The 12,576-nt window shown below is 69.4% G+C and carries 12 protein-coding genes and 2 pseudogenes; 8 read left to right on the top strand and 6 right to left on the bottom strand.

Translation table 11 applies throughout. The features are described 5' to 3' along the window. Positions 1-19: 19 nt before the first annotated feature. A complete protein-coding gene (locus tag OHA03_RS21205; protein WP_267005372.1) occupies positions 20-754 on the bottom strand; it encodes an ABC transporter permease in 735 nt (244 codons plus the stop codon). A gap of 217 nt (positions 755-971) precedes the next feature. On the opposite strand from OHA03_RS21205, the gene OHA03_RS21200 reads away from it, so the two are divergent. The 4 genes and pseudogenes from OHA03_RS21200 to OHA03_RS21185 all read left to right on the top strand — a co-directional run bounded on the left by OHA03_RS21200 (position 972) and on the right by OHA03_RS21185 (position 4,715). Next, the gene (locus OHA03_RS21200) at positions 972-1,616 is read left to right on the top strand and encodes an HNH endonuclease family protein (RefSeq protein ID WP_267005371.1); all 645 of its coding nucleotides are present in this window, start codon (positions 972-974) and stop codon (positions 1,614-1,616) included. Positions 1,617-1,736: 120 nt separating this feature from the next. Then, a complete protein-coding gene (locus OHA03_RS21195) occupies positions 1,737-3,443 on the top strand; it encodes an alkaline phosphatase D family protein (RefSeq protein WP_267005370.1) in 1,707 nt (568 codons plus the stop codon). A 113-nt stretch (positions 3,444-3,556) separates the two neighbouring features. Further along, a pseudogene (locus OHA03_RS21190) lies at positions 3,557-3,797 on the top strand (hypothetical protein). Between the two features lie 237 nt (positions 3,798-4,034). Next, complete coding sequence (locus tag OHA03_RS21185) at positions 4,035-4,715, top strand: DedA family protein (RefSeq protein ID WP_267005369.1); 681 nt, start codon at positions 4,035-4,037, stop codon at positions 4,713-4,715. Here the strand turns inward: OHA03_RS21185 and OHA03_RS21180 are convergent. The 3 genes from OHA03_RS21180 to OHA03_RS21170 all read right to left on the bottom strand — a co-directional run bounded on the left by OHA03_RS21180 (position 4,702) and on the right by OHA03_RS21170 (position 6,811). Next, positions 4,702-4,929, bottom strand: a complete 228-nt coding sequence (locus tag OHA03_RS21180) for a DUF2277 domain-containing protein (protein WP_267005368.1) — start codon at positions 4,927-4,929, stop codon at positions 4,702-4,704. The genes OHA03_RS21185 and OHA03_RS21180 overlap by 14 nt on opposite strands. Positions 4,930-4,991: 62 nt before the next feature. Continuing rightward, positions 4,992-6,341, bottom strand: a complete 1,350-nt coding sequence (locus OHA03_RS21175; protein ID WP_267005367.1) for a DUF1254 domain-containing protein — start codon at positions 6,339-6,341, stop codon at positions 4,992-4,994. A gap of 29 nt (positions 6,342-6,370) precedes the next feature. Continuing rightward, on the bottom strand, positions 6,371-6,811 hold the full coding sequence (locus OHA03_RS21170; RefSeq protein ID WP_267005366.1) for a hypothetical protein: 441 nt from the start codon (positions 6,809-6,811) through the stop codon (positions 6,371-6,373). A gap of 541 nt (positions 6,812-7,352) precedes the next feature. Between OHA03_RS21170 and OHA03_RS21165 the strand changes: the two genes are divergently transcribed. After that, positions 7,353-7,898, top strand: a complete 546-nt coding sequence (locus OHA03_RS21165) for a GNAT family N-acetyltransferase (protein WP_267005365.1) — start codon at positions 7,353-7,355, stop codon at positions 7,896-7,898. A gap of 88 nt (positions 7,899-7,986) precedes the next feature. Here the strand turns inward: OHA03_RS21165 and OHA03_RS21160 are convergent, their stop codons facing one another. Both OHA03_RS21160 and OHA03_RS21155 read right to left on the bottom strand, forming a co-directional pair. Next, positions 7,987-8,706, bottom strand: a complete 720-nt coding sequence (locus OHA03_RS21160) for a hypothetical protein (RefSeq protein ID WP_267008113.1) — start codon at positions 8,704-8,706, stop codon at positions 7,987-7,989. 138 nt (positions 8,707-8,844) lie between these two features. After that, positions 8,845-9,027, bottom strand: a pseudogene (locus OHA03_RS21155) (transcriptional regulator); the annotation flags it as partial. Positions 9,028-9,212: 185 nt separating this feature from the next. Between OHA03_RS21155 and OHA03_RS21150 the strand changes: the two are divergent. The 3 genes from OHA03_RS21150 to OHA03_RS21140 all read left to right on the top strand — a co-directional run bounded on the left by OHA03_RS21150 (position 9,213) and on the right by OHA03_RS21140 (position 12,565). Further along, positions 9,213-10,232: an aldo/keto reductase gene (locus OHA03_RS21150; RefSeq protein WP_267005364.1), complete on the top strand. Its 1,020-nt coding sequence runs from the start codon at positions 9,213-9,215 to the stop codon at positions 10,230-10,232. A 123-nt stretch (positions 10,233-10,355) separates the two neighbouring features. After that, positions 10,356-11,114: an SDR family NAD(P)-dependent oxidoreductase gene (locus OHA03_RS21145; RefSeq protein ID WP_267005363.1), complete on the top strand. Its 759-nt coding sequence runs from the start codon at positions 10,356-10,358 to the stop codon at positions 11,112-11,114. Between the two features lie 608 nt (positions 11,115-11,722). After that, positions 11,723-12,565, top strand: a complete 843-nt coding sequence (locus OHA03_RS21140) for a YhjD/YihY/BrkB family envelope integrity protein (RefSeq protein WP_267005362.1) — start codon at positions 11,723-11,725, stop codon at positions 12,563-12,565. Positions 12,566-12,576: the final 11 nt, after the last annotated feature.

The following is a 12,576-nucleotide window of genomic DNA, read 5'->3' as shown; positions in this document are numbered from 1 at the left end:
CCGGGCTCTTCCCGGGAGCTCAGTCCCGGTACATCCGTCCGCGCGCCACGAGTTCGAGGACCGTCGCGACGGCCACTGCCTGCACGGCCATCAGCGCGACCAGCACGAACAGCTGCACAGCGCCCGCCTGAACCGGTGAGGCGCCGCCCAGCAGCATGCCCACGAACGCCCCGGGCAGCGTGACGAGCCCCACCGTCCGCGTCTGGTCCAGCCCCGGCAGCAGCGCCTCCGACGCCGCGGGCCGGGCGACCTCCATCCGCGCGTCACGGTCGAGCAGCCCGAGCGCCATCCCCGCCTCCACCTCCCCGCGCCGCATGGTCAGTTCGTCCAGGGCGCGCCGCCCGCCGAGCACGGTCGCGGTGAGCGCACCTCCGATGAGGATGCCCGTGACCGGGATCAGCGCAATGCCGCGGACCGGCAGGAGCCCGGTGAGCAACAGGACGGCGATCACCGGCGCGACCCCCGCGGCGATCGGCAGGGCAGCCCACCACCAGGTGCGGTTCGCGGTGATCCGGCGCCCCGCGGTCCGTACCGCGACCGCGTACATCAGCGCCACGAAGCCGAGCAGCGCCGGCAACGAGCGGACCACCCAGCCGATGAGCACGGAGACGGCGGCGAGTTGGACCGCGGCCCGCAGCCCGGCCAGGACGATCTCGCGCGACCGGCCGAGCGAGGCCACGGCGGCGACGACGGCGGCCGCCGCGAGCAACAGGGCGAGGACGACGCCGAGCGTGATGTTGACCGGAAGCAGCACGCGGCCACCATAGGACGGGCCCACCCCGGCATCCGACACGAATCGGCTCCCCGCGGCATCGAACTGTCGGTGCGTCAGACCTGTCGTACCCCTTGATGTGACGTGCACATGTCGCCACTCTGTTACCTGGCGCCCACCCCACAGAAACCTGGCGCCGCCACGATGACCGGGTCCACAGGCCGCCCGCCCAAGATCCCCCCACATCAAGGGAGTTCGCATGTCAGGTATCTACGCGCGTCACATCGGCGTCGTCGTCGCATCCGCCGCACTTGCCGCAACCAGCGGACTGCTCACCGCACCCACCGCCCAGGCCGCCATGCCCACGCCGGTCGCCGCGTCCACCGCCCGCACCTACCTGAGCGAGCTGACCGTCTCGGCGGAAGGCTCGTCGACCGGCTACAGCCGGGACCTGTTCCCGCACTGGATAACCCAGTCGGGCGCCTGCGACACCCGTGAGGTCGTCCTGAAGCGGGACGGCACGAACGTGACGCAGAACTCCAGCTGCTCGGCCGTCAGCGGCAGTTGGTACTCGCAGTACGACGGCGCCACCTGGACCGCCGCTTCCGATCTGGACATCGACCACATGGTCCCGCTCGCCGAGGCCTGGCGCTCCGGCGCGAGCAGCTGGACCACCGCCCAACGCCAGTCCTTCGCCAACGATCTGACGCGCCCACAGCTCATCGCGGTCACGGACAACGTCAACCAGTCCAAGGGCGACCAGGATCCGGCGGAGTGGCTGCCGTCGCGCACCGCGTACCGCTGCACATACGCACGCGCCTGGGTGCACGTGAAGCACTACTACAACCTGAAGGTCGACTCGGCGGAGAAGAGCGCACTCCAGTCCGTTCTCAACGGCTGCTGACCGGAACCGCTCACCCCTCCCCCGCCGTTCCGTACGGTACGGAGCCCACTCGCACGCGACGGGCTTCGTCCGTACGTGCACGGGCCCCGTCCGTACGGAACGACGCGAGGAGGACACCTCATGGCCGGACTGCGCCTGGGACCACTACTGCGGTACGTCGACTGGGAGACGGGTTCCACCGCGAGCGTCTGGGTCGAGGCCGACCGGCCGACCACGGCCGAAGTCCGGTGCGCGGACGGCGCGTCGGGCTCCTCCCGGACGTTCGCGATCGCGGGTCACCACTACGCGCTGGTGGTGGTGACGGGCCTGACACCGGGCTCGACCACGGCGTACGAGGTGCTGCTCGGCGGCCGAAAGGTCTGGCCGCTCGAGGACTCCCGCTTCCCCGCGAGCACGATCACCACACCCCCCATATGCGCCGCACCCTCCGCGCCGAACGAGAACGCAGAGCCGACGCCCGTCCGGATCGCCTTCGGCTCCTGCCGCTGGGCCGCTCCCCCCATCGGCGAGCGGGACGCCGCCGGTCCCGACGCCCTCGACACCCTTGCCGCCCGGCTCGCCGCCGACCCCGGCGCCGTACGCCCTGACGTACTGCTCCTCCTCGGCGACCAGGTGTACGCGGACGAGACGTCGAAGGCGACCCGCAGCCGCCTCGCCGCGCGCCGGGACCTCGCAGAGCCGCCGGGCGCCGAGGTCGCGGACTACGAGGAGTACACCCACCTCTACGACGAGTCCTGGCGCGACCCCGAGGTGCGCTGGCTGCTGTCCACCGTCCCAAGCTGCATGATCTTCGACGACCACGATGTGGTGGACGACTGGAACACCAGCGCCGCGTGGCTCGCCTCCATCCGTTCGACCCCCTGGTGGCACGAGCGGATCGTCAGCGGGCTGGCGTCGTACTGGGTCTATCAGCACCTCGGCAACCTCTCCCCCGCCGCCCTGGCCGCCGACCCGGTCTACGCGGCCGTACGCGCCGACCCGGACGGCACCGAGACGCTGCGTCGTTTCGCCGCCGAGGCGGACGCCGACCCCACGCGCACCCGCTGGAGCTACCGGCGTGCTTTCGGCCGAGTACGGCTGCTGATGGTGGACACCCGTGCGGCCCGCGTACTCGACGAGGAGCGCCGGTCGATGCTCGACGACAAGGAGGCGCACTGGGTGCGAGAGGAGGCCCTCGCCGACCCCGGTTCGTACGACCATCTCCTGATCGGCACCTCGCTGCCGTGGCTGCTGCCCCCGCTCGTCCATGACGCGGAGGAGTGGAACGCCGCGCTGTGCCGGGGCGAGCGGGGCGGGCCCGGCGGGCGATGGGCGCGGTTCGGCGAGAATCTGCGGCGCCGCTCCGACCTGGAGCATTGGGCGGCTTTCCCGGACTCCTTCCGTCGGCTGACGGAGCTGATCAGGGAGGCGGGAAGCGGCCCCGACGCCCCGGCGACGGTTTGTGTGCTGTCAGGCGATGTGCACCATGCGTACATCGCGGAGCCCGCGTGGCCGGCCGACGCACCGGACGCCGACCCCGGGGCGCGCATCCTCCAGCTGACCTGCTCTCCCGTGCACAACTCGGTCCCCGGCCTGCTCAAAGCGGGATTCCGTTTCGGCTGGAGCCGGGCAGGGCGGCGGCTCGGCCGGCTGCTGGCGCGGCACGGCCGGACCGGCCCGGCGCCGATCCGGTGGCAGAAGACCGGCGGACCGTGGTTCGGCAATCAGCTGATGACGCTGACACTGCATGGCCGGAATGCTGCGCTGACATTGGTTCAGGCCAAAGAGAAGGCCACAGGTGCGCAGCTGGAGACCGTGCTGGAGCAGACATTGACTGCCGGCGAGTAAGCAACTTTCAGCCAGTCGGCAAAATGTTGAACTTGCAAGCACTGGTGATGTCACCCCGACCTGAGGCGCTCAATCGGTTCTCGTCCCCCACCGACCGAAGGAGCCCTCCCCCCGTGTACGCACGCCTTGACCGGGCACAGCCCCACGCTCTCGGCCTGTTCCGGATCGTCGTCGGCCTGCTCTTCGCCCGCCACCGCGCCGCCTCGCTCCTCGGAGTCCTCGGCGGCGCGATGGGCGTTGCTGGTCTTCACCGGCCCCGGCTCCCTGGCCCTGGACCGGCTGTTCGCGCGGCGGAGTGATGCGGAGCCCAGCGAGGACCGCACCCGCGAGCAGGCACCGGCGGTCACACCCTGAGCCGCAGCGTGTCCCGTGTTGCCGCGCCTGCCCCACCGGCCCCGAGGCCTGTGGGGCAGACGTGTCACATGTGACACGTGAGGTGCACAACATCCGCCGCGCGTAATGATGTGCAGGTAAACGGCAGGCGTACGCTGTACAGCTGGCCCTGCCGCCCCTGCCGCCCCTGCCGCCCCTGCCGCCCCTGCCGCTCCCCTGCGACGTCGCGGCGTTGAAACGAACGGGGAGTACGCGAAGGTGCTCGAGAGTATGGGTGCGCTGACCGGCAGCCCATGGATCTATGCGGTGGTCGCCCTCTCGGTGCTCCTGGACGTCTTCCTGCCCGTGCTGCCCAGCGGGGTCCTGGTGATCACCGCGGCCACTGCGGCCGCCGCCGGCACGACCTCGGTCGCGGGCGCGGCCGGCTCCGCCGGAGAGGTCCCTCAGGTTCCGTCGCTCCTCGCGCTGATCCTGAGCGCGGCCACCGCCTCGGTGCTCGGCGACCTCGTCGCGTACCGCCTGGCCTGGCGCGGCGGCGACCGGCTGGACCGCGCCATCGCCCGCTCCCGCCGCCTCACCACCGCGCAGGAACGTCTCGGCGCGGCCCTGAGCCGCGGCGGCGGCATCCTCGTCGTCATCGCCCGCTTCGCCCCGGCGGGCCGCTCGGTCGTCTCCCTGGGCGCGGGCGCGGCGCACCGCAAGGTGAAGGAATTCCTGCCCTGGTCGGCCCTGGCCGGCGTGGCCTGGGCGGGCTACAGCGTGGGCCTCGGCTACTTCGGCGGGCAGTGGCTCGGCACGACATGGCTGGGCACGGCGGTCTCGGTGCTGGCCCTGTTCGTGGCCGGCGCGCTGGCCGCGTACCTGATGCGCCGCCCCGCTGCGGCAGCAGCCACCCCCGCGACGGCCACCGCAGCGGCTTCGGCACCTAAGACGTCCTGACGGGCGCCCCCCTCACCTCAAGACCGTCCAGCAGTCGGGCGGTCGCTTCGGCGATCTCGTCGACGGCCCGGTCGAACACCTCCTGATTGTGCGCGGCCGGAGCGCGGAAGCCGGACACCTTGCGTACGAACTGCAGGGCGGCGGCCCGGATGTCCTCCTCGGTGGCCTCTTCGGGGATGGCGGGCGGGCGAAGGGTCTTGATGCTGCGGCACATGCCTCCAGTCTGTACCGGCCCACTGACATCGCCCCCGGCAAGCGGGTGCCCCCGGACCGGTCTCAGCCCCGCTCGACCGCGGGGATCTCATAACTGCCGTCGAGCACCGCACGCCCCGGTGTGTAGAGCCTGAGCACGGGCCGGAAGTCCCCGTCCGGCGCGGGCAGCCAGTTCGCCGCCGCCGCGGGGTCCGCAGGGCGTTCCTTCCCCAGGTGAATGGTCAGCGACCCGTCGTCCGCACGCACCAGCCCGGGTGTGCGGTCACCGATCGCGTACCGGCCCGCCGGGTTCTCGACGAGGCGGCCGTCCGGGGCGTCGTACATGGTCACGGACCAGAACGCCCCGACCGGCGGCGGCTGCTCGAAGCGCAGCACATAGGAGTGGGCGCCGTTCAGCCGATGACCGTCGGTGTCGTGGGAGGTGTGTGCGAACACGGCCTCGTACCCATGGGCCCCCCACGGCGCGGTGCGCGCCGCCACTGCCCTGACCAGGTAGGACGCCACCCGGTCGGCCATCTTCCACTCCGGCGAGTCGATCGTCCCCACCCCGAAACGGTCGAGGTTGTAGTCGAAGAGATGCGGATCCATCACCCAGCGCCCACCCTCCTCCGCACCCGGCCGCCCGGCCCCCGCCACGCGCGCCCTGCCGCGCTCCATCCCCTCGACGAGTGCGCGTACCAGGGCGGGATCGGCCGAGACGTACGGCGAAGGCCCCTCCTCCAGCAGCCCCAACGGCTGGAACCGGTCCTGGTACGCACAGTCGGCGGCAGCCGGCGGGAAGTCGGCCATCCACACCCTGAGCTGCTCGAAGAAGCGCAGCTGCTCCGGTACGTCGGTGTCGGGCGCGGGCAGTCCCGTGCGGTGCGTCCCGGGTTCGAGGTGGGTGAGCGTGAGCTGCTTCTGCAGCGCCCGGACCCGCTCCACGTCGTCGGGGCCGTCGCAGGCGATGCGGCCGACGACGGAGACCACGGAGGTCGGCGCGTCGATCACCCCACGCACCCCACCGGGCTCACTGCCCGCCCAGCCCGGCGGCACGACGAGCCAGTCGCCCTCATCCGTACCGGTGGCGCGGCGGCCGACGTAGGCGAAGTTGTTGGTCCAGGTGTCCACGAACTGCAGCACGTAGTACGCACCGTCGGTGTCGGGGACATGCAGCCGGATCGGCCCACCGGACAGGTCGAGCTGGGCGACCGAGCAGAGCGTGTCGTTGCCGACGGAGGCGAGGTGGGTGCCGGGGTCCGCCAATCGGCCCGAGTGGGCGAAGTGATTGAACGGGGTGGGCGCCAGCGGGCCGACACCCACCTGCATGAAGTCCTCGGCCGTCGACAGGTCGAAGACCAGCGGATACCCGTAGACATACGCCTCGGCGGCAAGAGCGACGAGCTCTTCCGACGGATCGGATGCAGCAGCCATGAGTGCACGTCCTCCGTCACGACCAGCACTCAGACGAGCGCCTTGGATCGGTCCGTGCACAGGGCCCAGATGACGAACGTGTCGATGGCGATGGAGATGATCGCCCAGATCGGCACGTACGGCAGCCACATGAAGTTGGCGATCATGTTGAGCGCCGCGATCACGATACCCAGCACCCTGGCCCACCCGGCGCCTTTGAGGATGCCCAGACCGATCACGACAAGAATCACGCCGAGAACGAGATGGATCCACCCCCAACCCGTCACGTCGAACTTGAACGTGTAGTTCCTGATGCGTGCGTAGACATCGTCGGACGCGATACCGGCAATGCCCTTGATCACTCCCAGGACGCCGTCCACCATCAGCAGAACACCGGCGAACATGACCCCACCGGCCGCCCAGGGGCTGCTGCCGTCCCCCGGACCGGAAGAACGGGCGGACGTGCCGGGCGTGGGCGCTGTCTGTGCCATGGAAACTCCTGGGCCGGAACGGGATGGAGCCGGACAGAACCGACCTTGCGCGGCCCGTTCCCGTGCGACCACCTGTACGCATCCATTCGGGTGACGGCATCGCGGCCCCGACCCCCGGCACGGGTCCCCCGTACGAGTGGGAAGGGCGGGTCGGCACACCGAACCACCGGCCGCCGTACCACGCTGGCCATCAATCGACGCAGGAGGACGCCGTGGTGCACCAGTCGCCGAACTGCCCCCACTGCCTGGATCACCGGGCACTCTGGCGCGACACGAGTCGCACGACACCGGCTGCCCCGCACCTGTGGCACTGGCACTGCTCGGGATGCGCTCGAACGTGGGCGCCCAGCCCCGGCGAGAAGGCGAGACACCACCATGGGCCACCAGGAAGGTCACGCCAACACGTGTAGCTCCGCCCCCGGCGCCGAAGGCGTCACGACGCACACGACGACCACGGAACTGCATCGGCCGAAGCCGGCGAACGCACCGCGAGATCCTGACCGCGGCGAGGATGTCGGATCCCTCTGGCATCCTCCTCCTCATGCCGCACGACAGCGCCCTCGACCTGGTACAGATAACCGACCCTCGCGATGTCGCCCCTGACCTCCGGCGGGAGTTGATCGACTGCTGGGTCACGGTCACCAACACCGGCGGCGCCGCGGGATTCCCGTTCCCGCCTGTCAGCGAGGACGACGTCACCCCTGTCGCGGACAAGCTCCTCGGCCGCCTCGACCCACAACAGAGCAGACTTCTCGTCGCCCGCACCAACGGCCTCCTGGCCGGATGGGTCATCCTCAACCGCGACCCTTACCGGCTCGTCGGACACTGGGGCACGGTCCATCATCTGCAGACCCGTCCCGCCTTCCGCGGACGTGGCATCGGATCGGCCCTCGTCCACGAGCTCCGGAAGATCGCCCGCGATGAGCTGGGCCTTGAACAGCTGCACCTCGCAGCCCGGGGAGGCGAGGGGCTGGAGGACTTCTACGGACGGCTCGGATGGCGAGAGATAGGGCGCTGGCCCGGCGCCCTCCGGCTCACACCCGACGACACCCGTGACGAGGTCCTGATGATCCTTGCTCCGCTCTGAAAGTGAACGATCGTCGAGGGGCTGACGGCCCCTCATGAGGCTTGCGGTGGGACGCCCGCAGCCTTGACGGCCTCGGCCAAGTCTTCTGTCAGCTGAAGTGGATGCTGCTGAGGTCGATCGAGACCATGACCTCATCGAGGACGGGGTGGCCGTTGGTGTCGCGGCGGTAGGCCCGGCGTCTGGTGGGCAGCACGATGCCGTCCGCTTCCACGTAGTCGTATACGTACTGCGCGGCGGCGAACCCACCGGCGACGTCGACGTGGTAGTCGTGCCGGCGCAGGAGGTGGTCTGGGCCGAAGTAGAAGTCCTGGTGGGTGCTGTGACTGGCGATCTCGGACGGGAAGGTGGCGCGCAGTCCTCGCCGTACTTCGCCTCCTTCCCGCAACGCTTCGATCTCGGTGACCGCGAAGCCGGGCATGGACAGCAGGAACGGCGTGTTGAGGTAGGTCCACAGTGCATAGCCGTTGAAGTAGGTGCGGTCCAGCGGGTCCCAGGGGGTCTCCAGGACGTGGCCTGTGAAGGACGTCCGCGGGTCCTTGCGTTCGGCCACCACCCGCCCGTCGAGCTTGTCGATGGTCACTCGTCCGGGCGTGAAATCGGTCTTCTGGTCAGGGGCACCGAAGGGCTTGACCGAGGCGTGCTCCTCGTGGAGGCGGACGGTCATCTCGCGCGGCGCGGAATCCTGCGGCAGGCCCTTGATGGCGAACAGGTGGCCACCACTGACGATGACGGCTTGCACCTGGGTCAGCTCCTGCCAGCGTGTGACCCCACCGTGGGCTTCGATTGCCCGGGTGAGCAGCTCGTTCATGTCAGGTCTCCTCCAGCGCAGTCTGGTGGGTTGTCCCGAAAGCGTGCCAGTTGATCTGTCGTCGGGCTCGGCGTCGGGCGACGCCTTCGAGCCGGGCGGCGGCCTCGGCGACCGACCATGACCGGGCTCCTGCGCACCGCGTTCCAGCCGTACGTAATAGTCGACGCTGACTCCGGCCAGCTGGGCGACTTCCTCGCGTCTGAGACCAGGCACCCGGCGCACGCCAGGATGCGGGGGAAGGCCTGCTTGCTCCGGGGTGATGCGAGCCCGGCGGGTCCGCAGGAATTCCCGAAGATCAGTCTCGGGAACGTTCTCACTCATGATTGTCAGGCTATTAGCTCTGCGAGCGGGGCGCGTCTTCAGCCGTGAGGGGTTCTGCTGTACCCCCGTAGACCACACCCCGGGTCAAGGCGTGCCCTTCCGGGATATCTGCGCCGGTGGTGCTCTGGATATGTCACTGACCCCGGCCAACAGGGCCGGAGCAGATCATCCAAGGGAGACCACGCATGAAGCGCAGGATTCTCGGTGCCACCGGAGTATCGGTGAGCGAGTTCGCTCTCGGGGCGATGAACTTCGGCGATTTCGGCAGCTCCGGAAATGCAGACCACGCGGACGCCGTCGAAATCATCCACGCGGCGCTCGATTCCGGCATCAATTTCATCGATACCGCTGACGTGTATTCCGGCGGCGAATCCGAGGTGATCGTCGGCAAGGCCCTCAAGGGCCGTCGCGAAGACGTGGTGCTCGCAACGAAGTTCGGCCTGCCGATGAGCCCCGACGCCAACCATGCCGGCGGCTCCGCGCGGTGGGTCAAGCGCGCGGTGGAGGACAGCCTCCGACGGCTGGACACCGACTACATCGACCTCTACCAGATACACCGCACCGACTACACCACCGACCTGGACGAGACGCTGTCGGCACTGTCCGACCTGGTCCGCGCCGGCAAGGTCCGCGCGATCGGCTCCTCCACCTTTCCGGTCGAGCGCACCGTGGAGGCACAGTGGGCCGCCGAGAAGGGCGGTCACCGCCGCTTCCTCACCGAGCAGCCGCGGTACTCGATCCTCAGCCGCACCATCGAGGAGGCCGTTCTGCCCACCGCGCAGCGCTACGGCATGGGCGTCCTGACCTACGCCCCCCTGTCCGGCGGCTGGCTGTCCGGCGCCGACCCGACGACGAAGGTCCGCGCCCGGATCGCGGGAGGCGAGTTCGATCTCAGCATGCCCGCCAACCAGGCCAAGATCGAGGCTGTCCGTGAGCTCGGCAAGGTGGCGCAGGAAGCCGGCATGCCGCTGACTCACCTGGCCCTGGCCTTCGTCCGATCGCATCCGGCCGTCACCTCGGTACTGATCGGGCCGCGGACCCGCGAGCAGCTGGACGGTCTGCTGGCCGCCGCCGACACCGAACTGGGCGACGACATCCTCGACCGGATCGACGAGATCGTCGCGCCCGGCACCGAGGTCAATGCGGCCGACAACTACAACGCCACCCCGCCGGCCCTGGTCGACAAGCGCCTGCGCCGGCGGTGACCTCCCCGGTCCGGATCGCACGTGACGGCCGCGGCGCACAGCATGCCCGGCCTGAGCGTTCCTGACCGACCACTCCAACAAAGACAACACGCGCAGAGGTACGAGGTACAGAGAGGAAAAGAAATGAACCAGCAGTTTGCAGGCAAGTCGGCGCTCGTCACCGGGGGCGGCAGCGGCATCGGGCGGGCGAGTGCGCTGGCCCTGGCGGCCGAAGGGGCGCTGGTGACAGTCGCCGGCCGCACGGCGGAGACCCTGAAGGAGACTGTTCGTCTGGTCGAGGCCTCCGGCGGCTCGGCCCGCTACGTGGTGGCCGACGTGACGGACGAGTCCCAGGTGGAGAAAGCCGTCCGGGCCGCTGTCGCAGACATGGGCCACCTGGACGTCGCCGTCAACAACGCAGGCTACGACGGCGAGTTCCAGCTCACCCAGGACTACTCGACCGAGATGCTCGACCACATGATCGCCCTCAACGTGCGCGGCGTGTTCCTGTCGATGAAGCACGAGCTCCGGCACATGGTGGCGCAAGGCTCCGGCTCGATCGTGAACATGTCCTCCGGCGCGGCGCTGGTGGGTGTCCCCGGGTTCTCCGGCTACACGGCCACCAAGGCCGCCGAGGTCGCCATGACCAAGAGCTCGGCGCTCGAGGTCGCGCCGCACGGCATCCGGATCAACGCCGTGTGCCCCGGTCTGGTGGAGACTCCGATGCTCGCGTCCCTGGACCCGAACGAGGACCCGCTGAGAGCGCTCATCGCTGCCCACCCCTTGGGACGCATCGCCGACGCAGGCGAAATCGCTGACGCCGTGGTCTGGCTCTGCTCGGACAAGGCGAGCTTCGTCACGGGCATCGCGCTGCCCGTCGACGGCGGGTACACCGTGCCCTGACGGCCGGCCGCCCCGCACCAACGGAACGATCCGGAACCAGAAACGCGCGTCGACATCCTCGCTGCGACCGGTGGCACAGCAATGCGCGACGTGATGCAGCAACATGGGGCACTCGTCGGTGCGGGCCGCACTGATCCATCAGCGCCTGGTCGAAGGGCGGGACCACGCGATCTCCGCCCACGGCGATGAGTAGATCAAAAATCCCGCCCGGACGGCCCCTCCGGGGAGGACCCGGAGGAGGCATCCGGCACGTGAGTGGCACGAAGCCACGCCCCCGCCGCAATCGCGGGGAACGATCAAGGCCCAGGCTCCCGGCCTACAACCGGTGACCTGGGTCTTTGTCGTGCTCCCCGTCAGCCCCGATCTACCGGAGCACAGCGGACCACGGATGATGTGAGGCATCGGGATGTCGTGCGGCCGGCATGCTGCTTCTCGTGTCGCCCTTCATCGGTCAGGCGACCGACCGTTAGGCTCGCGTCGCCACAGAGGTCCCGATCTTCACGGAGGGCAGGACGACGGGGATCAATCGAGAGCGCCTCGTCAGAACACTGACGTTCTGGCTGCGGCCTGCCTTCGCGTTGCGGGTCATCAACCGGTTTCAGAAGATCGTGGGTTTCGACCGCTCGATGGCCCTGGCGTCCAGCGCCCTGACGGCATTGGTCCCGCTCTCCATCCTCCTCGGCGCTGTCTTGAGCAACTTCGTGCACTTCGACGCCGCAGAGCAGATCATCAGGCGCTACAACCTCACCGGAGCAGGCGCCACGGCAGTCAGCTCGCTGTTCTCTCCTGCCGAAGCGACCAGCGCAAGCGTGGGCATCTTCGGGGTCGTGTTTCTGACGATCTCGGTGCTGAGCTTCGCGCGAGCCGCACAGCGACTCTTCGAACAGGCATGGGACCTCAAGCCCCTCAGTGTGCGCAACACGCGCAACGGCTTGTGGTGGATCCTCAGTCTCGGCGGCTACGTAGTGGTCACCACGTTGCTCTCCACGCTCCATGGCGAGGGCGCGCTGGGTCTGGCCGTCGCGGTGGTCGGCATACTGGTGACCGCCGTATTCCTCGTCTGGAGCGGCCGGATCCTGTCGGCGAAGCGGATCAGCTGGCCGGACCTGCTTCCTTTCGGCGTCACCGGCGCCGTCCTGACGGCGGCCTATTCAGTGGGCGCAACCATCTACATGCCGCATCTCTTCAACTCCTCCGCAGCACGCTACGGGGTGGTCGGTGCTGTCTTCGCGATGCTCTCCGCGCTCTTCGCAGCCATGCTCGCCCTGGTTGCGTCGGCGGCACTGGGACGAGAAGTACAAGACGAGCTCGGCCGGATCCGTCAGGGCCACCGCCCTTCCGACCATGAGGTCCGCCGGCAGTGGGACAGCGTGGTCGAGCAGACCCGGTCCCGGTGGCGCACGGCACGGGAACAGGTCACTCATCGTCGGATCAAGAACTCGAACCATTGACGGGCACGGCG

It is taken from the genome of Streptomyces sp. NBC_00154 (assembly GCF_026342835.1).
GTDB lineage: Bacteria > Actinomycetota > Actinomycetes > Streptomycetales > Streptomycetaceae > Streptomyces.
This window is presented reverse-complemented; position numbering and strand designations above follow the sequence as displayed.